Origin of the sequence: Denitratisoma oestradiolicum, from assembly GCF_902813185.1 — a bacterium.
In the GTDB taxonomy this organism is placed as follows: Bacteria; Pseudomonadota; Gammaproteobacteria; order Burkholderiales; family Rhodocyclaceae; genus Denitratisoma; species Denitratisoma oestradiolicum.
The window spans coordinates 3,399,827-3,423,537 of record NZ_LR778301.1 but is presented as its reverse complement, the minus strand read 5'-3'; the positions used below and the strand labels follow the sequence as shown (position 1 = coordinate 3,423,537).

Below are 23,711 nucleotides of genomic sequence, written 5' to 3'. Positions count from 1 at the left end.
TTATCCAATCAAAGGGCCTTCACCAGCACCTTTGAACGCCGTTGCAGATTGTAGAGCTCGCGCTTCTGGGCTGGCAGATTGTCCAGGCCTGTCTCGGCGAAGCCCCGTTCGATGAACCAGTGGGCGGTGCGGGTGGTCAGCACGAACAGCCGCTTGAGCTTGAGCTTCTTGGCCCTGGCCTCGATGTGGCGGCGCAACTGGTCGCCGTAGCCACAGCGGCGGAACTCCGGCATCACCGCCAGGCAGGCCAGTTCGGCGGCCTTGTCCTTGGTGAAGGGATACAGGGCAGCGCAACCGACGATGACGCCGTCGTGTTCCACCACGGAAAAACGGTCGATCTCCATCTCCAGGCGTTCCCGCTCCCGGCGCACCAGAGTACCGTCGGCCTCCAGGGGCGCGATCAAGCCCAGCAGCGCCCCCACGTCATCGTGGCAGGCCTCCCGCAGCCGTGCCAGAGGCGCCTGGGTGATCACCGTGCCAACGCCGTCCCGGGTGAAGAACTCCATCAGCATGGCGCCGTCAGCCTTGCGATCGAGGAAGTGCACCCGCCCCACGCCGCCGCGGCAGGCCCGGATAGCGCCGGGCAGGGCCCGGGCCACTTCCGGTGCCTGGGGGGCGCTCTTGGGGGAAAGGGCGGCGGCCTCGTCGGCAGTCAGGGCGTCGATGAGCTGGCCCTTCTTGTCCGTCAGCCCCGGCGCGTCGCACAGGTAGATCAGCTTGTCGGCACGGATGGCGGTGGCCACGGCCTCGGCCACCTCCTCCCAGGACAGGTTGAAGATTTCTCCTGAGGGTGAAGCGCCGATGGGAGTGATCAGCACCACGTTTTCCTGGGCCAGGTCGGCCTGGATTTCCTCGGCGATGATCTTGCGCACCGCGCCGGTGTATTGGTAGTCCACCCCATCCACCACGCCCACCGGGCGGGCGGTGATGAAGTTGCCGCCGGTGACCCGCAGGAATCCCCCCGCCATGGGCGTATTGGGCAGCCCCTGGGAGAGCAGGGCCTCGATTTCGATACGGGTCACGCCCATGGCGCGCTTGACGCATTCCAGGGCCTCGCCGTCGGTGACCCGCAGACCCTTGTGAAAGCGGGGCTCCAGTTGGCGGGCGCGCATCTCGGCATCGATCTGGGGGCGTGCCCCATGGATCAGCACCAGATGGATGCCCATGCTGTCCAGCAGTGCCACATCGTGGATCAGGGCCTGGGCAGTATCCCCCAGCAGCACGTCGCCGCCGAAGGCGATGACGAAGGTCTTGCCCCGGAAGGCGTGGATATAAGGCGCGGCCTGGCGTACCCAGGCAACGAGTTTGGTGTTGGTATCGCTGGCGTCCATCGTATTCCCTAGTCCGGAGTCTTGTCCTTGCTCTTGAAGGCGGCCTCAAGTCGTTCGCAGACCGTGCGCAGTATCTTGACCCGGGCGTAGTTCTTGTCGTTGGCCTCCACCAGGGTCCACGGCGCGTTGCCGGTGCTGGTGCGGTCCACCATGTCACAGATGGCGCTGTGATAGGCGTCCCACTTCTCCCGGTTGCGCCAGTCCTCGTCGGTGATCTTGAAGCGCTTGAACTCGATCTTCTCCCGCTCCTTGAAGCGCTTCAACTGCTCATCCTTGCCGATCTGGAGCCAGAACTTGACCACGATGGCGCCGGCATCGGCCAGCTCGTGCTCGAAGTCGTTGATCTCGCTGTAGGCCCGCAGCCAGTCCGCCTCGGCGCAGAAGCCCTCGACCCGCTCCACCAGCACCCGGCCATACCAGGAACGGTCGAAGATGGTGACCCGGCCATTCCTCGGGATGTGGCGCCAGAAACGCCACATGTAGGGCTGGGCGCGTTCCTCCTCGGTGGGCGCGGCGATGGGCACGATCTGGTAGTCCCGGGCGTCCAGGGCCGCCGTGATGCGGCGCACCGCGCCCCCCTTGCCGGCGGCATCCGCCCCCTCGAAGACGCAGATCAGCGACTTCTGCTTGAAACGCGGGTCGCGCACCAGTTCGGAAAGCCTGCCCTGCCATTTGGCAAGCTGGTTCTCGTAATCCTTCTTGGCGATCGTGCAGGCGAGGTCGAGCTCCGAGAGCACGTCGCGACCGTCCAGGTTCACCGGCACCGGCGGCGCCACCGGCGTGGTCTGTTTGCTGGTGCCCGCCAGGCGCTGCCGGATGGCATCCAGCAGAATCTTGCCCGTGGTCAGGGAACGATAGCGATCGTCCTCGCCCTCGATGATGATCCAGGGCGCCCAGGGCGTGTTGGTCATGCGCAGCACATGGCCCACCACGTCCTGCAACTTGTCGTAGGTCTTCAGGCGGTCCCAGTTCCACTTGGTCACCCGCCAGGCGGTGCGCGGGTCCTTTTCCAGGGCCTTCAAGCGGCGCTTCTGGCCGTCCTTGGTGAGATGGAACCAGAACTTGAGGATCAGGGCGCCCTCATTCACCAGCATCTGCTCGAAACGGTTGATCTGGTCCACCCGGGCATCCAGGCCGGCCTTGGTCATGTTGCCGTCGATGCGGTCATGGATCGGCCCCGAATACCAGGAGCCGGCGAAGACGCCGATGCGGCCCTTGGGCGGCAGGGCGCGCCAGTAGCGCCACATGACCGGGCGCTGGCGCTCCTCGTCGGTGGGGGCCGAGAAGGCCAGGGTGGAAATGAAGCGAGGGTCCATCCACTCGTAGAGCACATTGATGGTCTCGCCCTTGCCGGCGCCATCCTGGCCGCTGACCAGCACGATGACCGGAATCTTGCCTTGCTCCTTGAGCTCGTATTGCGCATCGAGCAGCCAGGCGCGTAGTTCCGGCACTGCCTTCTTGTAGATTTCCTTGTCGATCTTGTGTCCCAACTCGGCGGATTCAAACATTTCGACCTCCTACCAGTCACCCCAAAGAGACATGATGGCCGCCAGGGCCGCGAGGCCGGCGGTTTCCGTGCGCAGCACCCGGGGACCCAGGCCCATGGGCGTGAATCCGGCAGCCTGGGCCGCCGCCTGTTCCCCTTCCTCCAACCCTCCCTCGGGGCCCACCAGCAGCACCAGGGGCGCGGCGGGAGCATTCAGTTCCCGCAGGCGCCGGGGAGTCTCCGGCCACAGCAGCAGCTTCCTGGCATTCTCGCCGCCGGCCCGTGCCAGGTATTGCGGCAGGTCAAGCAGGGGCGAGACGATGGGCACCCGGTTGCGGCCGCACTGTTCGCAGGCCGCCACCGCCACTGCCTGCCAGTGCTGCAAGCGGCGCTGAGCCCGGTCGCCGTCCAGGCGCACCACGCTGCGCCGGGACGCCACCGGCTGAATCGCGGCGACGCCCAGTTCCACCGCCTTCTGCACGATCCAGTCCATCTTGTCCGCTGCCGGCAGGCACTGCACCAGGGTCACGGCCAAGGGCGGCTCCAGGTCTTCCGGGTCGAAGCCGTCCAGATGCACTCGCACCCGGGGTTTCAGGCGCTCGATCCTGGCATTCCAGGCCCCGCCCCGTCCGTCGAACAGGCGCAGCCCATCCCCCTCCCCCAGGCGCAGTACCCGCACCGCATGATGGGCGGCATCGGCGGAAAGTTCATGGAAGCCCCCCGATGGCAGGGGGTCCGGACAGTAGAGGCGGGGAATCATGGACCGATTATTCCACAGCCCGGCCCGGGAATGGCTCAGACAGCGGGTTGCCAGTGGGACGACGGCAGGATATGGCGGCTGGGACGACCCATGTGATAGCCCTGGGCATAGTCGATCCCCAGTTGGCGCAGTTCGGCCAGCACCTCGGCGTCCTCGACGAATTCGGCGATGGTCTTGATGTTCAGCTCGTAGGCCAGCATGTGCATGCTATGAACAAAGGCCCGGTCCTTGGTGCTGTTGCGCATGTTGGCGATGAAATCCCCCTCGATCTTCAGGTAGTCGATGGGAAAGCGGCGCAGATAGTGGAAGGAGGAAAAGCCGGAACCGAAATCGTCGATGGCCAGCTTGAAACCCTCGAACTTGAGATCCATGAGAAAGCGCTCCAGCAGGGTCAGATTCTTGATGGTGTCCCGCTCGGTGATTTCGAAGACGATGCGCTCCGGGCTGATGGAACTGCCATTGACTAGGGACAGGATGTTCCGGGTGAATTCGGAAATCACCAGGGCGCGGGGCGAAAGGTTGAGGAAGATCTGGCCCTGATGGTTCTGCTCCACGACCTCCTGCAATGCCCGCTCGATCACCAGGGTGTCGATGCGATGGATGACCCCCATTTTTTCCGCGACCTCGATGAAGTCGGAGGCGGCAACGATGCGTCCATCCACCTCCAGCCGGCTCAGCACCTCATAGGCGGCAATTTCATGGGAAGCGGTGGCAACGATGGGCTGGAAGAAGGGAATCACGCGCTTGTCGTCGATGGCCTTGATCACCAGCACGCCGTTCTGGGTGATGTCGCGGAACACGTCCACCACGTCCTGCCCCGAGGGCACGGCGACACGGCCCTTGCCCTCGGCCTTGGCCTTGTACATCATGTTGTCGGCAAACATGAACAGGTCCCGCGTATCGCTGGCGTGCTGGGGATACATGGCCAGGCCGATGGAGGCGGCGCCATGGACCAGCGTACCGTCCGGTGCCGTCAGGACCATGCCGTCAGTCGCCTCGAGAATGCGCCGGGCCACCAGAACCGCATCGTCCATGGCTGTTTCCGGCAGGACGACGGCGAATTCATCGCCCCCGTAACGGGCAAAGATATCGCCGTTGCGCAGGCTGGCACCGACCGTTTCGGCGAAGGTCTGGAGGAACTTGTCGCCGAAGCTGTGGCCATAGCCGTCATTGACCAGCTTGAAGTTGTCCAGGTCCAGCAGCAGCACGGCAAAGGCATAGGCGTGACGCTGGGCGCGCTGGCGCTCGTAGTCCAGCAGCTCCCAGAACACGCGCTGATTGAAGAGGTTGGTGAGGGGGTCACGGGTGGCGTAGTACTCCAGGTCCCGGGTGTATTTGTAGATCGCCTTCACCGAGCCCACCACATTCATCAGGGTGGACAGGATGCTGTCCATCACCAGCCGCAGGGTCGAGTCGGAAAGTACGTCGGCATGGACGCCGATGCCGACAATGCCGCCGATCTTGGGCTTGTCCACGAAGAAGGCCTTGACGTGGAGCCGCACTTCCTCCTCGCTGAGTTCGATGAGCGTGGCGGCGGGCTCCACATGGAAATGGTGATGGATGCGCACGGTGGTCAGATCTCCCATGCCGCTGTTCCTGTCGATGGCCTCCCGGATGTAGTGCTCCACCATGGTCCGGGTGTCGTCGCCGGGCTGGCAGCGCCAGAACACCTCCAGCTCGAAAAGTTCCTCGTCCACCTTGAAGATCGAGAACAGCACATGGGCCGTGACAACCTGATTGATGTCCGCCAGCAGGCGGGCCACATACTCGCGCCAGTCCCGCACCACGTCCGAGGTGATGACGAACTTTTCCAGCAGGCCGATCTCGAACTGCAGGATGTTCTTGTCCACGGCGATATTCCTGACCCGCTGGATCAGGCGGTCGAAGGACGAGAAAAGTTCGTCGAATTCCCGGATGCCCGAGGTTCGGTTGATGGCCTTGATCTGACGCAGGTCTGAAATGTCGTTGATGGCCTGGATGCCATGGGTCAACTGGTCGAGGGGATCCTCGATGCGGCGTCGCACCCGCCATACCATCAGGGCCGCAATGGCCAGGGCGGCGGGCACCACCAGACCCGCCCAGGAGAGGAACTCCCGGCGGCTGGCCAGCAGGCGCGCCGACACGTCATGCTCCACGTCGATGACGCCCAGGGTCTCCCCCGCCCGGGCATTCACATGACAGCCCAGGCATTTCTGCTCCGCCCGCAGCGGAAAGGTGTAGCGGATGCGGTTGCCCACGGTGGATTCACGGGTCTGTCCATCGGATAGAGCCTGACGCAGGATGATGTCGGCCGGGTCCTGGGGAATCTCGCCGAAGCGTTCGGCCACCAGGGCGCCCCGATGGATGCGCAGGGTGGTGGGCGTATCGGCGGTGGCCCGGCTCATGGCGTCGAGGAAGGAGTGCAGTTGAGCCCGATTCCAGCCGGTACTCATCAGCTCGTACATGGCATTGAAGGTGACCCGGGCCATGGCCCGGGAACTCTGACTGGCTTCGGCCTTGATGGACTGATCGAACACCCGATCCAGCACCAGATAGGTACCGCCGATGAACAGCACCGAAACCACCGCCGAAGCGGCCATAATGAAGTTGCGTAAGCGCATGTCTGCCATCCCTTTCAGGCCCCGGAGCCTAAATCAAGACCATGCCAGAGGCAATGTTAAGGCGGCAAAATCTTGACGAAGCACAAGCCGGGGCGCTATAGAGACCGACTAACGCGCATGGTCGCCGGCACTACCTCCGAGGATGAAAATGCGCCAAAGTAACGCTGCCCATACCACGCCCCGGGGCGGGGCTACTCACCGGCTCGCTGCGCTGGACCGTCACCCTCGGCTCCATTCACTCATTTTCACGCTAATCCCCAGGAACCCCTGTCATGGCCAGCCTCTCGCCCCCGCTTTGCAACACCGGCTGGAAAGCCCCCGACTTCGACCTGCCGGGCACCGACGGCCGGCGCCATAGCCTGGCGTCGGCGGCGGGTCCACAGGGTTTGTTGGTGATGTTCATCTGCAACCACTGCCCCTATGTCCAGGCCGTGATTTACCGCATCATCCGGGACGTGAACGCGCTGAAGCCCCTGGGCGTCGGCGCTGTGGCGATCATGTCCAACGACACGACCGATTATCCCGAGGACTCCTGGGAAAACATGGTGCGCCTGGCCCGGGACCTGGACTTCCCCTTCCCCTATCTGCTGGACAGTGACCAGTCCGTGGCCCATGCCTATGGGGCCGTATGCACCCCGGACTTTTTTGGATTCAATGGCGACCTGGCGCTTCAGTATCGCGGCCGACTCGATGCATCCCGCAAGGAGACGGCCCCCGCGGGAGCGAGGCGGGACCTGTTCGAGGCCATGCGCCAGGTGGCCTTGACCGGGCAAGGCCCGGCGGTCCAGCTACCCAGCATCGGCTGCTCGATCAAATGGGCGGGAAAGTAAGTCCCTGCTGGTGCTCGAACAATTGGTCCAGCTTGGCAGCGCAGATGAAGTCGTTGCGGGAAAGACCATCGCAGTCGTGAGTGGAATAGGCGACTTGGCACCGACCGTAGTTGACCGTGAGTTCCGGATGGTGGTTTTCATTTTCCGAGATCCAGGCCGAGGCATTGACGAAGGCCAGGGTGCTGGAATAGTCGCCAAAGCGGAATAGCCGCACCAGCCGGCCGTTCTCCAGAGTCCATTGGGGCACCAGGGGCAACAGGGCCGTAATTTCCTCGGCCGCCAGCCTATGCACACGGCCCGGCCCGGTGACACAGGCCTCTTCGGTCAGTTTCGTCATGGGACACTCCTCTTCCGGGCAGGGATGGCAATTCGGCAACGCCTAAGAGCCACTCTAGTTGCTGTTGGCGGGTTGCGGGAGGGGTGCTGCCGATCTCCCTTGAGTCTCTTTCCGAATGCGAAGGGAAACAAACACTTGGCGGGGAAGCCCGGTTTGGCCGATAATTACGGGCTCGTTTTCCGGTCCCCTGACCGTTCCCGTCTGCCTGCGAGGCAAGTAAATGTCCACTTTCAGCGATTTCGAGCCCCCCGTGTTCAATAACCTTACCAGTGCCATCCGCGCCCTTGCCATGGATGCCGTGGAAAAGGCCAAGTCCGGCCACCCTGGCGCCCCCCTGGGCATGGCGGAAATCGCCGAAGTGCTCTGGAACCACCATCTGCACCACAATCCGGGCAACCCCGCCTGGCCCAACCGGGACCGCTTCGTGCTGTCCAACGGCCACGGTTCCATGCTGATCTATGCCCTGCTGCACCTGACCGGCTACGATCTTTCCATCGAGGATCTGAAGCAGTTCCGCCAACTCCACTCCCGGACTCCGGGCCACCCCGAGCATGGCTACACCCCCGGCGTGGAAACCACCACCGGCCCCCTGGGCCAGGGCATTACCAACGCGGTGGGCATGGCCCTGGCGGAAAAGCTGCTGGCCAACGAATTCAACCGCCCCAACCACGAGATCGTGGACCACCACACCTACGCCTTCCTCGGCGACGGCTGCCTGATGGAAGGCGTCTCCCACGAGGCCTGCTCCCTGGCCGGCACCTGGGGCCTCGGAAAGCTGATCGCCTTCTGGGACGACAACGGCATTTCCATCGACGGCCACGTGGAAGGCTGGTTCACCGACGACACCCCGGGCCGCTTCGAAGCCTACGGCTGGCAGGTGATCCGCAACATCAACGGCCACGATCCGGAGGCCATCCACAAGGCCCTGGACATGGCCAAGGCCGACAAGAACCGGCCGTCCCTGCTCTGCTGCCGTACCCGCATCGGCATGGGTTCCCCCAACAAGGCGGGCACCCACGACGTTCATGGTGCCCCCCTGGGCGACGCGGAGATCGCTGCTGCCCGGCCCCACATCGGCTGGAACTTCCCTCCCTTCGAAATTCCCCGGGAAGTCTACGAAGTCTGGGACGCCAAGACCAAGGGCGCCCAGTGGGAGAGCGAGTGGCAGCGCAAGTTCGACCATTACGCCGCCGCACACCCGGCCCTGGCCGCCGAGTTCAAGCGCCGCATGGCCGGCGACCTTCCCGCCGACTGGGCGGCCCAGGTCCAGGAGGTGCTGACCAAGACCAACGACAAGGCCGAGACCGTGGCCACGCGCAAGGCCAGCCAGATCGCCATCGAAGCCTACGCGCCGCGCCTGCCTGAAATGCTGGGAGGCTCCGCCGACCTGACCGGCTCCAACCTGACCAACTGGTCCGGTTCCAAGTCCGTGAGCCGGGAGGGCAAGGGCAACTACATCCACTACGGCGTACGCGAGTTCGGCATGGCCGCCATCATGAACGGCATTGCCCTCCATGGCGGCTTCATCCCCTACGGCGGCACCTTCCTGGTGTTCTCCGATTACCTGCGCAATGGCTTGCGCATGTCGGCCCTGATGAAGCAGCGCGTAATCTACGTGCTGACCCACGATTCCATCGGCCTGGGTGAGGACGGCCCCACCCACCAGCCGGTGGAACATGTGGCCAGCATGCGTCTGATCCCCAACCTGGATGTCTGGCGGCCCTGCGACAGCTTCGAGACCGCCGCCGCCTGGGGCGCTGCCCTGACGCGCCAGGGCGACAATAGCGGCCCCGCCGTGCTGGCCCTGTCCCGCCAGAATCTGCCCTTCGTCAAGCGCGATGCCGCTGTCCAGGCCAATGTGGCCCGGGGCGGCTACGTGCTGTCCGATGCCGCCAACCCCAGGGCCGTGATCATCGCTACCGGCTCGGAAGTGGACCTGGCCCTGAAGGCCCAGGCCCAGCTGGCCGAGGCCGGCGTGGCGGTGCGGGTGGTGTCCATGCCCTGCGTCGATGTGTTCGAGCGCCAGGACCAGGCCTGGCGCGACAGCGTGCTGCCCCGTGGCGTGGTCCGCGTCGCGGTGGAAGCCGGTGTCACTACGGGCTGGTACAAGTATGTGGGACTGGAGGGCGCGGTGGTGGGGCTGGACCGCTTCGGCGAATCCGCCCCCGCCGGCCAGCTGTTCAAGGAATTCGGCTTCACGGTGGACAACGTCGTGAAGACCGTGCAGTCGGTTCTGTAATTTTCGATTTTTCTACGGAGATAAAGTCATGGCTATCAAAGTCGGCATCAATGGATTCGGTCGCATCGGCCGCATGGTTTTCCGCGCGGCGACGCAGAATTTCGCTGACATCGAAATCGTCGGCATCAACGACCTGCTGGAGCCCGACTACCTGGCCTATATGCTGAAGTACGACTCCGTCCATGGCCGCTTCAAGGGCACCGTCGCTGTTGAGGGCAACACCCTGATCGTCAATGGCAAGAAGATCCGCCTCACCGCCGTCAAGGACCCTGCCGAGCTGAAGTGGAACGAAATCGGCGCCGACATCGTCGTCGAATCCACCGGCTTGTTCCTGGACAAGGCCGGTGCCGAGAAGCACCTGGCCGCCGGTGCCAAGAAAGTCATCATGTCGGCCCCCTCCAAGGACGACACCCCGATGTTCGTCTTTGGCGTGAATGACAAGACCTACGCTGGTCAGGCCATCATCTCCAACGCCTCCTGCACCACCAACTGTCTGGCCCCCGTGGCCAAGGTGCTGAACGACAACTGGGGCATCAAGCGCGGCCTGATGACCACGGTGCACGCCGCCACCGCCACCCAGAAGACCGTGGACGGCCCCTCCAACAAGGACTGGCGCGGCGGCCGTGGCATCCTGGAAAACATCATTCCCTCCTCCACCGGCGCCGCCAAGGCCGTGGGTGTGGTGATCCCCGAGCTGAACAAGAAGCTGACCGGCATGGCCTTCCGGGTGCCCACCTCCGACGTTTCCGTGGTGGACCTGACCGTTGAACTGTCGAAGGAAGCCTCCTACAAGGACATCTGCGCCGCCATGAAGGCTGCCTCCGAAGGCGCCATGAAGGGCGTGCTGGGCTATACCGAGGACAAGGTGGTGGCCACCGATTTTCGCGGCGAATCCTGCACCTCCGTCTTCGACGCCGAGGCTGGCATCGCTCTGGACAACACCTTCGTCAAGGTAGTCTCCTGGTACGACAACGAGTGGGGCTATTCCAACAAGGTGCTGGAGATGGTCCGCGTCATTTCCAAGTAACTCCCTGCATGGGGCCGGGGTGACACCCCTGCCCCATGCTCTCCGGCCCTCACATCTCACCGCCCAGCCATGAACTTCAAAAAGCTCACCGACCTCGACGTTTCCGGCAAGCGGGTCTTCATCCGCGCCGACCTCAATGTGCCCCAGGACGCCGCCGGGGCGATCACCGACGACACCCGCATCCGCGCCGCCCTGCCGGGCATCCGCTACGCCCTGGACCAAGGCGCGGCAGTGATGGTGACCTCCCACCTGGGACGCCCCACGGAGGGCGAGTTCAAGGAAGAAGATTCCCTGGCCCCCATCGGGATACGCATGGCGGAACTGCTGGACCAGCCGGTGCGCCTGGTGCGGAACTGGGTGGACGGCGGCTTTGAAGTACAACCCGGCGAAGTGGTGCTGCTGGAAAACTGCCGGATGAACAAGGGCGAGAAGAAGTCCGACGACGCCCTGTCGCAGAAACTGGCCAAACTGTGCGACGTCTGGGTCCATGATGCCTTCGGCACCGCCCACCGGGCCGAGGCCACCACCTACGGCATGGGCAAATACGCCCCGGTGGCCTGCGCCGGCCCCTGCGTGGCCGCCGAACTGGAAGCCCTGACCCTGGCCCTGGCCAAGCCGGCCCGGCCCCTGGCCGCCATCGTCGCCGGCTCCAAGGTCTCCACCAAGCTGACAGTGCTGGAAGCCCTGGCCGACAAGGTGGATCAACTGATCGTTGGCGGCGGCATCGCCAACACCTTCCTGCTGGCCGCCGGCAAGAAGATCGGCAAGTCCCTGGCCGAGCCCGACCTGGTGGACCAGGCGAAGAATGTGATGGCCAAAGTGGCCGTGCCCCTGCCCACCGACGTGGTCTGCGCCAGGGAGTTCTCCGCCACTGCCGCAGCCACCATCAAGCGGGTGGACGACGTGGCCGACGACGACATGATCCTGGACATCGGCCCCGAATCGGCGCAGGCTTTGGCCGCCATTGCCGCCCAGGCTGGCACCATCGTCTGGAACGGTCCTGTGGGGGTGTTCGAATTCGATTCCTTCGCGGGCGGCACCAAGACCCTGGCCCGAGCCATTGCCGACTCCAAGGCCTACTCCCTGGCCGGCGGCGGCGACACCATCGCCGCCATCAACAAATTCGGCACCCGGGTTAGCTACATCTCCACCGCCGGCGGCGCCTTCCTCGAATTCCTCGAAGGCAAGAAACTGCCCGCAGTGGACATCCTCGAATCCCGCGCCCACTCCTGAAGAAAGACACCTCATGCAGCGCAGCACCAAGATCGTCGCCACCCTGGGTCCCGCTTCCAGCGATGAGGAGGTGCTGACCCGGATGGCCCAGGCGGGCATCGACGTGGTACGCCTCAACTTCTCCCATGGCACGGCGGACGATCACCGAGCCCGGGTGGAACTGCTGCGCCGGGTGACCCATGTCACTGGCCGCACCATCGGCATCATGGCCGACTTGCAGGGCCCCAAGATTCGCGTCGGCAAGTTCGAGCATGGCCATGTGGACCTGAACCCCGGCGACCGCTTCGTGCTCGACGTGGCCTGCACCCTGGGCAACCAGGAACGGGTGGGCCTGGATTACCCCGACCTGATCGATGATGTGGAAAAAGGTGTCGTGCTGTTGCTGGACGACGGACGCATCGTGCTGGACGTGCTGGAAGTGGCGGCCCAGGAAGTCATCACCCAAGTGCGCCTGGGAGGCCGGCTTTCCAACAACAAGGGGATCAACCGCCAGGGCGGCGGCCTCACCGCCCCGGCGCTCACCGCCAAGGACCGGGCCGACATCCGCACCGCCGCCGACATCGGCGTGGACTACGTGGCGGTCTCCTTCCCCAAGTCCGGCGAGGACATGCAGCAGGCCAGAAAGCTCCTGGTCCGTGCTGGCTCCAACGCCCTGCTGATCGCCAAGATCGAGCGGGTGGAAGCCGTGGCCAACCTGGAGGACATCCTGGCGGCTTCCGATGGCATCATGGTGGCACGGGGCGACTTGGCCGTGGAAGTGGGCGACGCCGCCGTGCCTGCCCTGCAAAAGAAAATGATCCGGCTGGCCCGGGAACACAACAAGTTCACCATCACCGCCACCCAGATGATGGAGTCCATGATCACCAGCCCCGTGCCCACCCGAGCCGAGGTCTCTGACGTGGCCAACGCGGTGCTGGACGGCACCGATGCCGTGATGCTCTCGGCCGAGACCGCCAGCGGCAAGTATCCTGTGGAAACGGTGGAGTCCATGGCACGCATCTGCCGCGAGGCGGAGAAATCCACCGACGTGGCCATCGACAAGCAGTTCCTCGACCGGCTGTTCACCCGCATCGACCAGTCCATCGCCATGGCGGCCCTGTTCGCTGCCGTTCACCTCAAGGTCAAGGCCATCGCCGCCCTTACCCAGTCCGGCTCCACGGCTCTGTGGATGAGCCGCCTCAACAGCGGTATTCCCATCTACGCCCTGACCCCGGAGATTCGCACCCGTTACAAGATGAGCCTCTACCGCAACGTGTTCCCCCTGCTGATGAAGCAGAAGCACGTGGATCGGGACCAGCTACTATGGGAGGCCGAGCAGTTGCTGATCAATCAGGGCGTGGTGGCCCCCGGCGACCTGATCGTGCTGACCATCGGCGAGCCCATTGGCCACACCGGCGGCACCAATACCCTGAAGATCGTCAAAGTGGGGGAACACCCCGCTCCCCCCGCCTAATTTTTTGAGGAGACTTCCATGCCCATCGTATCCATGCGTCAACTGCTCGACCATGCCGCCGAGAACGGTTACGGTCTGCCCGCCTTCAACGTGAACAACATGGAACAGGTGTGGGCCATTTGCGAGGCAGCCAACGAGATCAATGCCCCGGTGATCATGCAGGCCAGCGCCGGCGCCCGCAAATATGCCGGCGAGCCCTTCCTGCGCCACCAGATCCTGGCGGCCCTGGAAGCCTATCCGCACCTGCCCATTGTCATGCACCAGGACCACGGTCAGTCCCCGGCGATCTGCATGGCCGCCATCAAGTCCGGCTTTTCCTCCGTGATGATGGACGGCTCTCTGGAGGCCGACGGCAAGACCACCGCCTCCTACGAATACAACGTCGCCGTGTCCAAGGAAGTGGTGAAGTTCGCCCACTCCATCGGCGTGTCCGTCGAGGCCGAGCTGGGCGTGCTGGGCTCCCTGGAAACCATGAAGGGCGACAAGGAGGACGGCCACGGCGCCGAAGGCACCATGACCCGGGAACAGCTGCTGACCGATCCCGACCAGGCCGCCGACTTCGTCAAGCAGACCAACTGCGATGCCCTGGCCATCGCCATCGGCACCAGCCACGGCGCCTACAAATTCACCAAGAAGCCCACCGGTGACATCCTGGCCATCGACCGCATCAAGGAAATCCATGCCCGCATCCCCAACACCCACCTGGTGATGCACGGCTCGTCCTCCGTGCCCCAGGAACTGCTGGCGGAAATTCGCCAGTTCGGCGGCGACATGAAGGAGACCTACGGCGTGCCTGTGGAAGAGATCGTCAATGGCATCAAGCATGGCGTGCGCAAGGTGAATATCGACACCGACATCCGCCTGGCCATGACCGGCGCCATCCGCCGCTACTTCGCCGAGAACCCCGGCAAGTTCGATCCCCGTGACTACCTCAAGCCCGCTCGGGAAGCCGCCAAGAAAATCTGCCTGGCCCGCTACCAGGCCTTCGGCTGCGAAGGCCGCGCCAGCCAGATCAAGGTGGTACCCCTGGACAAGATGGCCGAGCGCTATGCCAAGGGCGAACTGAACCAGATCGTCAAGTGAGCTGATTCGTCAGTGGGTTTCAGGGACAGGGCCGCGCTTGCGAGGATTGCCGGGACTCGCCCCGGCGGGCGAGGGGCGATGCCCTAGCCTATGGCCAATAAGTGCACCCCCACCTATCCTCCCCCGCCAGGCGGGGGAGGTAACCAGTCACCCCGCCCGTGGGGCGGGGATGGGGGTGGGTACTTCGATTGCACCCGTGTGATGGCTTGCCATCACACCCTGCTGCCCCGGCCCTGCGGCCTCACCTCCCTCCACAAGCCCCGCCGGGCCGGCGGCTAAACTCGCCTGCGGCTCGGACATAGCCGCCGGAAATCCCCCGGCAGGACTTGCTCCGCTCGGCGGGTCAGAAGGGGAGAAAGGCGGAGCCGTGCGCTGAGGGAATAATCAATTCACCCTGCTAACCCGATTGCTGTATCTCTATGGTCAATCACGAATTCAACGGCTTCTCCGCTCAATAGGCGAGGCTTGATCGTTAGGGTCGCACTTATGCGGACTACGGACATGGGGACATCGAACGTTACTTCCCGCTTTTCGTTATCTTTTAGTCGTGTGTCACCGGTGACCGCCATGGGCATTTTGCGGAAAGAGAAGACGCTCTTTTCGAAGCGATGCTCGTTTTGATAGGCCACCTGTCCTTTGGCGTCGTATCCAACCACTTCCAGGAAGATCACGTTTGTCGCGGCACCTGTCGGAAGCCAATGGCCTGTGACGTTATTCTTGACCGTCACCACGATCTGAGAGCTCCTTCGTTCAATGTTCTCGACGCGTACCACCCCCTTATAGGACTCTGGCGCAACGCGCGAACTCTTGGAACCATGGAAGCTCATACCGCCCTGCTTGGGCATATGACAATCCGGGCACGTTTGCCCGTCACGCTTGGCGACACTGCGCTCGAACTCTAGCGGCGTGCTCTGCATGATGGCCGATGGCTCCGGTTCTGTCTCGCCCAGAGGCTGGCCATGGCAGCCTTTGCACACGTCACGTACAACCGCTTGCGTCAATCCAGGACCATGGCAGACTTCGCAGGTAATGCTTTCCTCCATTGGGACTCCTTGTGCCGCGAGTGGCGCATGGCAGAAGACGCATTGTTCAGTTGGCATTCCCCAGCTCAACTCCTCGGCACGCTGCGCAAAGTGTACTGAGGTGTATGCCTTGGCATGGAGCGACCGGCTCCACTGCTCGTAGTGTCGAGGATGGCAAGTTTTGCAGGATTCCGCCCCTTTAACGGACTCGTGACCCCTGACAAAGTATGTACTGGTGCCCTGTGACGTCTGTGATCGCACAAAGGCCGGAATCGCGACGTAATAAAAGGTTGGGACAAGCACTATCACCGCCAACACCAAAGCCTTTACCCATTGTTGCCTTTTCATAGAGGGCCTCCTATGTTTTCAAGGGCGATTCGTTCCGGTTGAATGACACGATGGCAAGACGTCTAGTGTGAAGTTGTCGGGGTCCCCAATGCCATGCGTCCCATTCGACTTCCCCATATCTGGCTTTGTGCCCGTTCGTTGCAGGGGCATGATGTTCATGAGGCGTTTTTTTGGGTGCCCCTGCATGTCAAGAGAATATCCTGGTCCACGGTGTGGAGCAATGTCTATGGCAACTCTTGGGGTGGCGATGCGGGATGCTTTTCTTCCATATCGTCGCACGGCTCCGCCTTTCTCTCGGCCCGGCGGGGCTTGTGGAGGGAGGGGAGCCTGACGCAGTCAGGCCGGGGCAGCAGGGTGTGATGGCAAGCCATCACACGGGTGCAATCGAAGTGCCCACCCCCATCCCCATCCCCGCCCCAAGGGCGGGGTGACTGGTTACCTCCCCCGCTTGGCGGGGGAGGATAGGTGGGGGTGCGCTTTATGGGCCATGGGCGAGGGCATCGCCCCTCGCCCGCCGGGGCGAGTTCCGGCAAGTCCACAACACATAAAAAGAAAAGACGGTGGGAGGCGACCTCGCAGGGGGTCGGTCGCCTCCCGAGCGGTTAGGATTCCGTTGCGGAATCCACCCGACTCCCAAGACCGTAAAGGAGAACAGCGGGCAGGACTGTAGCGATATTTTCTTACGGTCAGCTTACTCCATCCGTATTTCACGATCCGTCCCACCCCCGCCAAATCCCTGGCCACGAGCGGGTCTTCATAATTTCTAATCTGTAAGCCTCGGGTAAGGCATCGCTCCTACGATGCCATCACGCATTCCTGAAAAAGCACCTGCCGGTGCCTTGGAACGGAATGAGGATCGTCAGCCCGATGGCACTTCCGGCCTCCGGGTTTCGACTAAACCAATCATTACGGAGGAGGAGACATCATGAGGCAGGAACTTGCCCAACGGGTCCAGGCGGACCCGCAATTCCAGGAGTTGGTCCACAAGAAGCGCCGCCTGAGCTGGACCCTGGCGGGACTGATGCTGTTCATCTATTTCGGCTTCGTCCTGCTGGTGGCCCTGGCCCCCGGTGTGCTTCGGCAGTCCCTGTCCGGCGGGCTCACCACTGTCGGCATCCCGCTGGGCATCGGCGTGATTCTCAGCGCCTTTGTGCTCACCGGCATCTACGTCTTTCGCGCCAACAGCGAGTTCGACGATCTGACCCATGACGTTGTGGAAAGGGCCTCCAAATGAAACCGTCCATCCTCAAATCCGCCCCGCTCCTGGCCCTGCTACTTTCCGGCGCGGCCCTGGCCGCTGGCGGCGATCTGGGCCAGGCCCAGCAACAGGCCACCAACTGGCCCGCCATTGCCATGTTCGGCATCTTCGTCGCCTTCACCCTGGCCATCACCAAGTGGGCTGCCGCCCGCACCAAGTCGGCGGCGGACTTCTATGCGGCCGGCGGCGGCATCACCGGCTTCCAGAATGGCCTGGCCATCGCCGGCGACTACATGTCGGCGGCCTCCTTCCTGGGTATTTCCTCCATGGTCTTCGCCAAGGGCTACGATGGCCTGCTGTATTCCATCGGCTGGCTGGTGGGCTGGCCCATCATCACCTTCCTGATCGCGGAGCGGCTGCGCAACCTGGGTAAATACACCTATGCCGACGTGGCCTCCTTCCGTCTTTCCCAGACGCCGGTACGCTCCATGGCGGCCACCGGCACCCTGGTGGTGGTGGCCTTCTACCTGATCGCCCAGATGGTGGGCGCGGGCCAGTTGATCAAGCTGCTGTTCGGCCTGGACTATGTCGTGGCCGAGGTCGTGGTGGGCGTGCTGATGGTGTCCTATGTGCTCTTCGGCGGCATGCTGGCCACCACCTGGGTGCAGGTGATCAAGGCGGTGATGCTGCTGGCCGGTGCAACCTTCATGGCCGGCGCCGTGCTGTGGCAGAACGGCCTGTCGCCCGAGATGATGTTTACCAAGGCGGTGGAAGTATTCCAGGACGCCAACAATGTGGCGGATGGCAAGGTCATCATGGGCCCGGGCTCCCTGATCAAGGACCCGATCGATGCCGTATCCCTGGGCCTGGCCCTGATGTTCGGCACCGCCGGCCTGCCCCATATCCTGATGCGCTTCTTCACGGTGCAGAACGCCAAGGAAGCCCGCAAGTCGGTGTTCTACGCCACGGGCTTCATCGGCTACTTCTACATACTGACCTTCATCATCGGCTTCGGTGCGATCCTCTTCGTCTCCACCAATCCTGAATATCTGGATGCGGCGAAGATGGCCCTCTCCGGCAAGCTGGAACTGAAGGGCGGCAACAACATGGCGGCGGTGCATCTGGCTCACGCGGTCGGCGGCAACATGTTCCTCGGCTTCATCTCGGCCGTGGCCTTCGCCACCATCCTGGCCGTGGTGGCGGGGCTGACCCTCTCGGGCGCCTCCGCCGTGTCCCACGACCTCTACGCCAACGTCTTCGCCCGGGGCCGTGCCAACGAGCAGGACGAGATCCGCGTCTCCAAGATCGCCACAGTCTGTCTGGGGGTGATCGCCATCATGCTGGGCATCGTCTTCGAGAAGCAGAACGTGGCCTACATGGTGGGTCTGGCCTTTGCCATCGCGGCCTCGGCCAACTTCCCGGTGTTGATCCTCTCCATGTACTGGAAGAACCTCACCACCCGGGGCGCAGTGGTTGGTGGCTTTGTCGGCCTGATCAGCTCGGTCACCCTGATCGTGATGACCAAGAGCGTCTGGGTGGATACCCTGAAGATGTCCAAGGACCCCCTGATTCCCTACAGCAACCCCGCCATGTTTTCCATGGCCCTGGCCTTCTTCTGCTGCTGGCTGTTCTCGGTAACGGACAAGAGCCGCCAGGCCACCAAGGAGAAGCTGGCCTTCGAAGCCCAGTTTGTCCGCTCCATGACCGGCATCGGCGCCAACACCGCCGCCGCCCACTGAGCCACGGCGCTCCAGCCAACCCCGCCCTCGGGCGGGGTTTTTCATGGTGCGCCCGGAGGACACTGCTCGGAGTGGGGTGCCTGGTAGACTTCCGGAATGAAAACGATCCTGTTACTGCTCTGCCTGGTGGCCACCAGCCTGGCACTGGCCAAAACTCCCGGGGAAGTTCCCGTCGGCGGCACCCTGCGGGACGCAACCATGCAGGGCCTGTCCGGCCCCTCCCGGAAGCTTTCAGAATTCCGCGGCAAGCCGCTGGTCATCAATGTCTGGACCAGTTGGTGCGCCCCCTGCCGGCAGGAGATGGCCTCCCTGGAGCGGCTCTCCCGCCGTCACGACGGCAAGCGCTATACGGTGATCGGCATTTCCACCGACGACTACCCCGAGGCCGCCCGGGCCGTGATGAAAAAATCCGGCACCCGTTTCAGTCACTTCATCGACCAGCAGCTTCTGCTGGAAAACATGCTGGGGGCCGACCGCATTCCCCTGACCCTGCTGGTGGACGCCCAGGGCAAGGTGCTGGGCAAGTACTACGGCGCCCGGGACTGGGACAGCCCAGAGTCCCGGGACCTGATCGGCAAGGCTTTCGGCATCCGGATGTGAGTCCATGGCGCCCCGGACAGCCATGCTGCTGATGGGTGCCGCACTACTGACCGGCTGCATTTATCTGCCCCAGACCACCACCCGTTACGACCCGGAGTGCGGTGTCCAGCAGCGTCACATGACCCTGGAAGTCACCCAGGTCGGCCTCTTCGGGCGTTGCGTCAACGACGGCTGCGTGGAATTGCTGGTACTGGCCGGGGTGGTCTCGGCCACCACGGCAGTGGTTTCCGGCAGCGTGGTGGTGGTCGGCAACGGAGTCTATTGGCTGGAAGAAAAGGGCCGCTGCCTGAACGAAAAGCGTAAGGCGCGGCAGGCGGTTCGGGAGCAGGCCCGCGATACGCCCGTGCCTTGACGGCGGCGATCCGGAACGGATCACCTATTACTTTCGGCATAACGAAAGTAATATAGCGTTTTGCTTATGTAGCCATGTCTCCTCCTCCATGTCCATCAAACGACTCATTTCCTTGTCCACCCTGGCCACCCTGCTGGTCCTGGGCCTGCTCTGCCTGGTCATCTGGACAGGTTTTCAGAGTGCCAAGAACAGTTCCAAGGCCGAGAATGCCGTGGCGGTGCCCGCTCTGGTGGCGATGTTGCAGGCCCGTTTCGAGATCGTGCAGATCCAGCAATACCTGACCGACGTTTCGGCGACAGGCGAAGAGGAAGGGCTCCAGGATGCCAGGAATGCCTATGACGCCGCAGTCAAGGATCTGGACAATGTGGCGCGGATCAATCCGGCCCTGGCGGATCAGGTCAGCGCCATCAAACCCGGCCTGGAAAAATTCCACAGTTTGGGTATTCAAATGGCCAAGGCCTACATTCATCAGGGCCGCGAGGCCGGCAATGCCCTGATGAAACAGCCCGGAGACGGCTTTGACGCCCAGGCGGAGAGCCTGACCGAAAAAGTCGTGATCCTGGAAAACACCGTGCGCGGGAACATGGAAGCCTCCGCAAGCAAAACCGAGGAGGAAATCGTCGCTGCCCAGCGCAACAGCGTCTTGCTGGGCGCAGTCGTCGGCATGCTGATGATGGGTTCCGGCCTGGCCGTGTACACCGCGCTGCTGCGGACCCTGGGGGGCGAGCCGGGATACGCCGCCCAGATTGCCCGGCGCATCGCCGCGGGCGATCTGACCCAGGCGGTGCTCATCCCAGCGGGAAGACAACAGAGCCTGCTGGGTGCGATTCGGGACATGCAGGAGGGCCTGCGCAGTCTGGTGCGGGAGATTGGTGATTCCACCCGTTCCATCACCCGGGCGGCGGCCTCCCTTTCCCAGGCGGCCGGACAGGTGTCCATCGCAGCGGGCAACCAGAGCGACAAATCGTCGGCGATGGCGGCCTCCATTGAGGAAATGTCGGTATCGATCTCGGTCATCAGCGAGAACGCGAATGGTGTCCATAAAAGCGGCGAGGCGGCGCGGGAGCTATCAACCAAGGGGGGCGTCGAGGTGGGACTGGCCGTTGCGGAAATGGACCGCATTGCCGCGGCAGTGACCGAGACCGCAACGTCCTTGACCGCCCTCGACGAACGCTCCGCGCAAATCGCCAGCATCGTCGATGTGATCCGGGAGATTGCCGACCAGACCAACCTGCTGGCCCTCAATGCGGCCATCGAGGCGGCCCGGGCAGGGGAGCAGGGACGGGGGTTCGCGGTGGTGGCCGACGAGGTGCGCAAGCTGGCCGAACGCACGGCCAATGCCACCATGGAAATCAAGACCACCGTGGATTCGGTGCGCAGCGGCACCAATGAAGCCGCCGCAGCGATGTCCCAGGACATCGAACAAGTGCAGGCTGGCGTGGCGATGATCCATCGCGTGGGATCGTCGATGACCGAAATCGAGCAAGGCGTCGATCAGGTGCTGGCCTCCATCGATGGAATATCGGCTTCCCTGCACGAGCAGAACCAGGCCAATCAGGACATCGCGCGCAACGTCGAAGGCATCGCCCAAATGACCGAGGAGACCAGCACAGTGATTTCCTCGGTCGCCCAGTCCGCCGAGGAACTCAAGAATCTCGCCCTCAGTATGGAAGCCTCGGTCAGCAAGTTCAACGTGTGACGCTATTCTTCCGGCGCCTGCCCTTCGTCGGCAGTCGCGGCGGACCGGGCAGCGGTCAGCATGACCGTCCGGGTGGCCGGGGTTTCCAGGCTGATGCGACCCAGGGTGCCGTTGCGGTAATCGGTGAGCAGGATGATGGAGGCCTTGTCCATATCCAGTTGACCGGCCTGGCGGCCCTTGAGGATGCAGCCCCGCTTGCGGGCCACGGCCTCCAGCACCGCCACCGCATCCATGGCCGCCGGATCGAATCCGTAACGGGCCTGGAGCAGGGCCGGATAGCGCTGCAACAGGATGGCGGCGAGAAAGGTGGCCACCTCCTCCTCGATCACGGCATTGATCCCCACCGCATGGCTGGCGGCCAGCATGTAGCCGTCGCTATCGTGCTGGATCTTGGGCCAGAGCATGCCCGGCGTGTCGGTCAGGCTCATGCGGTTGTTGATATCCAGGCTCTGCTGGGACTTGGTCACCGCCGGCTGGTCGCCCACCGCGGCCACCTTGCGCTTGAGCAGGGCATTCATCAGAGTGGACTTACCCACGTTGGGAATGCCCATGATCATCATGCGCAGGGGTTTCAGGGTGTCGTCCCGGTGGGGGGCCAGCAACTGGCACTGGGCCGTCACCTTGGCCACATCTCCGGCCTTCTTGCAGCAAATGGCGATGGCCTTGACGCCGGGCTGGCTGTTGAAATGATCTAGCCAGGCGCGGGTGGCCACCGGATCGGCCATGTCGGATTTATTGAGGACCTTGAGGCAGGGCCGCTGGCGGGCCAGGCGCAGCTCCCGGATCATGGGATTGCTGCTGGCCTCGGGCAGACGGGCATCGAGCACCTCGATCACCACGTCGGTGCGGGCCATGGTTTCGGCGGCTTTTTTGCGCGCCGAGGTCATGTGTCCGGGAAACCACTGGACGGGCATGGCGGAGTAAGAAGAGAAGGAAAGGCCCGTATTATCCATGGGGCGGGACGCCGCCGCAGGGATTTTCCCTGACAGCGCCCCATCACCACCACCCGGAACGCTTACCGATGCCCTCCGATACCTTCCAGCTCCATGGCGAATTCATCGAACTCCACGTGCTGCTCAAGCTGCAGGGCCTCGCCGGCTCGGGAGGCGAAGCCAAGGCCCTGATCGCTGGCGGTCAGGTCAGCGTCGATGGCCAGCCCGAGATCCGCAAGGGGCGCAAACTGCGGGGTGGCGAAGTGGTACGCCTGGGGGATGCGGAAATCCGCATCATTGCCACGGCCTGAGCCCTTCGACAGGCTCAGGACAGCCCCTTCGACAAGAACCGAACAAATCCCCTGCGTCATTCCGGCGAAGGCCGGAATCCAGGAAAATCGACACACTGGACCCCGGCTTTCGCCGGTGTGACGGACGGCAATCCAAGGACAAGCAGGTGGCGGCCCACTTCAGTGGGCACCACAGCACTTTTTCCATTTCCTGCCGCTGCCGCAGGGACAGGGGTCATTGCGGCCGACCCGGGCTTCGGCATGGCGCAGGGGCACCGTGGGCGCGGGCCTGGCCGTGGGCCGGTGGCCGGGATGCCAGAAGCGCCACAGGGCGTCGATGCTGACGGGAATCCGCCGGGTCAGGGCTTCGCGCTTGAGGGGCGTATTGCCGAGCAGGCGCTGTTCCGGAGTCAGGCCGTCGGCCCCCAGCACATAGATCGGCAGCAGGGCCTCCATGGCTTCCTGATCCTCGAACAGGGGCTGCCAGGCGCTCCGGGCCAGGCTGATGCCCTGGATGAAGCCATAGCTCCACATCTCCCCATCCAGATATTCCCGGGCCTTGTCCTGATAGCTGACGGCATCGAAGATCGGGTTGAGGCCTGCGGGATTTGCATCCAGGGCCGCAGCGATGCCACTTCGGTGCCGGAGGATCAGCCCGGTGATATGCCGCTCCTGCTCCGCATCTTGAAACCGGGGACCGGCTGCCCCACCGGCACCCCAGATGCCCGGCATCCAGCGCTCGGTGGGTACTTCCACCGGACCCAGGGACAGGGCGGTCAGATAGCCGTCGATGGCATCGACCATCATGGTTTGGTCCGGGGTGGCGTCCGAGGCCAGGAAGCGGTCCAGTTCGGCCAGTTCGGTTTCGGACAGCAAGGGCAAGTCAGTGAGGGTGCTGGGGAGGGAAGTCATCGGAATATCGTCGGCAGAAAGTCCGGCCCAGGGTAACGGATAGTGCAAGGGCCGTAAATCCTGACCTGATTAGCCCCGACACTCAGCCGAGTCATTCCGGGACCGCGCAGCGGAACCCGGAATCCAGAAAATCCACCCGTGCGCCTCTGGATTCCGGGTTCTGCCCTCGCGGGCAGCCCCGGAATGACGGTTTCGTGGACGCTGGCTGACCATGCTGGCTAATCAGGAATCCTGAAAAAA

20 protein-coding genes are annotated in these 23,711 nt (G+C 63.5%); 12 read left to right on the top strand and 8 right to left on the bottom strand.

All coding sequences use genetic code 11. From position 1 onward, the window contains the following. Nucleotides 1-8: 8 nt before the first annotated feature. Genes argA through DENOEST_RS15615 form a run of 4 tightly spaced genes read right to left on the bottom strand, consistent with a single transcriptional unit; the run spans nucleotide 9 to nucleotide 6,177 of the window. Complete coding sequence (gene argA / locus DENOEST_RS15630; RefSeq protein ID WP_145771512.1) at nucleotides 9-1,331, bottom strand: amino-acid N-acetyltransferase; 1,323 nt, start codon at nucleotides 1,329-1,331, stop codon at nucleotides 9-11. Between the two features lie 8 nt (nucleotides 1,332-1,339). Then, nucleotides 1,340-2,839 carry a polyphosphate:AMP phosphotransferase gene (gene pap, locus DENOEST_RS15625; RefSeq protein WP_145771511.1) on the bottom strand — a complete coding sequence of 500 codons (1,500 nt, stop codon included), beginning with the start codon at nucleotides 2,837-2,839 and terminating at the stop codon, nucleotides 1,340-1,342. 9 nt (nucleotides 2,840-2,848) lie between these two features. Beyond that, nucleotides 2,849-3,577 carry a 16S rRNA (uracil(1498)-N(3))-methyltransferase gene (locus DENOEST_RS15620; protein ID WP_145771510.1) on the bottom strand — a complete coding sequence of 243 codons (729 nt, stop codon included), beginning with the start codon at nucleotides 3,575-3,577 and terminating at the stop codon, nucleotides 2,849-2,851. A 35-nt stretch (nucleotides 3,578-3,612) separates the two neighbouring features. Then, nucleotides 3,613-6,177, bottom strand: a complete 2,565-nt coding sequence (locus DENOEST_RS15615) for an EAL domain-containing protein (RefSeq protein ID WP_145771509.1) — start codon at nucleotides 6,175-6,177, stop codon at nucleotides 3,613-3,615. Nucleotides 6,178-6,449: 272 nt separating this feature from the next. Between DENOEST_RS15615 and DENOEST_RS15610 the strand changes: the two genes are divergently transcribed. After that, nucleotides 6,450-7,007: a thioredoxin family protein gene (locus DENOEST_RS15610; RefSeq protein WP_145771508.1), complete on the top strand. Its 558-nt coding sequence runs from the start codon at nucleotides 6,450-6,452 to the stop codon at nucleotides 7,005-7,007. Here the strand turns inward: DENOEST_RS15610 and DENOEST_RS15605 are convergent. Then, nucleotides 6,988-7,344 (bottom strand): 4a-hydroxytetrahydrobiopterin dehydratase, encoded by a 357-nt coding sequence (locus DENOEST_RS15605; RefSeq protein ID WP_145771507.1) that lies wholly within the window; start codon nucleotides 7,342-7,344, stop codon nucleotides 6,988-6,990. The genes DENOEST_RS15610 and DENOEST_RS15605 overlap by 20 nt on opposite strands. Before the next feature lie 220 nt (nucleotides 7,345-7,564). Between DENOEST_RS15605 and tkt the strand changes: the two genes are divergently transcribed. The 5 genes from tkt (at nucleotide 7,565) to fba (ending at nucleotide 14,379) form a co-directional block, all read left to right on the top strand. After that, on the top strand, nucleotides 7,565-9,583 hold the full coding sequence (tkt, locus tag DENOEST_RS15600; RefSeq protein ID WP_145771506.1) for a transketolase: 2,019 nt from the start codon (nucleotides 7,565-7,567) through the stop codon (nucleotides 9,581-9,583). A 28-nt stretch (nucleotides 9,584-9,611) separates the two neighbouring features. Continuing rightward, nucleotides 9,612-10,610 carry a type I glyceraldehyde-3-phosphate dehydrogenase gene (gene gap, locus DENOEST_RS15595; RefSeq protein ID WP_145771505.1) on the top strand — a complete coding sequence of 333 codons (999 nt, stop codon included), beginning with the start codon at nucleotides 9,612-9,614 and terminating at the stop codon, nucleotides 10,608-10,610. Nucleotides 10,611-10,679: 69 nt separating this feature from the next. Continuing rightward, the gene (locus DENOEST_RS15590) at nucleotides 10,680-11,843 is read left to right on the top strand and encodes a phosphoglycerate kinase (protein ID WP_145771504.1); all 1,164 of its coding nucleotides are present in this window, start codon (nucleotides 10,680-10,682) and stop codon (nucleotides 11,841-11,843) included. A gap of 13 nt (nucleotides 11,844-11,856) precedes the next feature. Next, a complete protein-coding gene (gene pyk, locus DENOEST_RS15585) occupies nucleotides 11,857-13,296 on the top strand; it encodes a pyruvate kinase (RefSeq protein ID WP_145771503.1) in 1,440 nt (479 codons plus the stop codon). A gap of 18 nt (nucleotides 13,297-13,314) precedes the next feature. Beyond that, entirely contained in the window at nucleotides 13,315-14,379 is a 1,065-nt protein-coding gene (gene fba / locus DENOEST_RS15580; RefSeq protein WP_145771502.1) for a class II fructose-bisphosphate aldolase, read from the top strand. A gap of 389 nt (nucleotides 14,380-14,768) precedes the next feature. Here fba and DENOEST_RS15575 read toward each other — a convergent pair whose 3' ends face one another. Next, nucleotides 14,769-15,749: a cytochrome c family protein gene (locus tag DENOEST_RS15575; protein WP_145771501.1), complete on the bottom strand. Its 981-nt coding sequence runs from the start codon at nucleotides 15,747-15,749 to the stop codon at nucleotides 14,769-14,771. Between the two features lie 925 nt (nucleotides 15,750-16,674). Here DENOEST_RS15575 and DENOEST_RS15570 point away from each other — a divergent pair. The 5 genes from DENOEST_RS15570 (at nucleotide 16,675) to DENOEST_RS15550 (ending at nucleotide 21,337) form a co-directional block, all read left to right on the top strand. Beyond that, nucleotides 16,675-16,983: a DUF485 domain-containing protein gene (locus tag DENOEST_RS15570; RefSeq protein ID WP_145771500.1), complete on the top strand. Its 309-nt coding sequence runs from the start codon at nucleotides 16,675-16,677 to the stop codon at nucleotides 16,981-16,983. Further along, nucleotides 16,980-18,686, top strand: coding sequence for a cation acetate symporter (locus DENOEST_RS15565; protein ID WP_145771499.1), 1,707 nt, complete (start codon nucleotides 16,980-16,982; stop codon nucleotides 18,684-18,686). The genes DENOEST_RS15570 and DENOEST_RS15565 overlap by 4 nt, the downstream gene beginning before the upstream one ends. A gap of 96 nt (nucleotides 18,687-18,782) precedes the next feature. Beyond that, entirely contained in the window at nucleotides 18,783-19,286 is a 504-nt protein-coding gene (locus DENOEST_RS15560; RefSeq protein WP_145771498.1) for a TlpA family protein disulfide reductase, read from the top strand. A gap of 4 nt (nucleotides 19,287-19,290) precedes the next feature. Further along, complete coding sequence (locus DENOEST_RS15555; RefSeq protein WP_197970639.1) at nucleotides 19,291-19,638, top strand: hypothetical protein; 348 nt, start codon at nucleotides 19,291-19,293, stop codon at nucleotides 19,636-19,638. A gap of 88 nt (nucleotides 19,639-19,726) precedes the next feature. After that, entirely contained in the window at nucleotides 19,727-21,337 is a 1,611-nt protein-coding gene (locus DENOEST_RS15550; RefSeq protein WP_170228248.1) for a methyl-accepting chemotaxis protein, read from the top strand. Between the two features lie 2 nt (nucleotides 21,338-21,339). Here the strand turns inward: DENOEST_RS15550 and ylqF are convergent, their stop codons facing one another. Further along, a complete protein-coding gene (gene ylqF / locus DENOEST_RS15545) occupies nucleotides 21,340-22,251 on the bottom strand; it encodes a ribosome biogenesis GTPase YlqF (protein ID WP_145771551.1) in 912 nt (303 codons plus the stop codon). Between the two features lie 107 nt (nucleotides 22,252-22,358). On the opposite strand from ylqF, the gene DENOEST_RS15540 reads away from it, so the two are divergent. Continuing rightward, the gene (locus DENOEST_RS15540) at nucleotides 22,359-22,580 is read left to right on the top strand and encodes an RNA-binding S4 domain-containing protein (protein ID WP_145771497.1); all 222 of its coding nucleotides are present in this window, start codon (nucleotides 22,359-22,361) and stop codon (nucleotides 22,578-22,580) included. A gap of 159 nt (nucleotides 22,581-22,739) precedes the next feature. Here DENOEST_RS15540 and DENOEST_RS15535 read toward each other — a convergent pair whose 3' ends face one another. Continuing rightward, entirely contained in the window at nucleotides 22,740-23,471 is a 732-nt protein-coding gene (locus DENOEST_RS15535) for a UPF0149 family protein (RefSeq protein ID WP_145771496.1), read from the bottom strand. Between the last annotated feature and the right edge of the window lie 240 nt (nucleotides 23,472-23,711).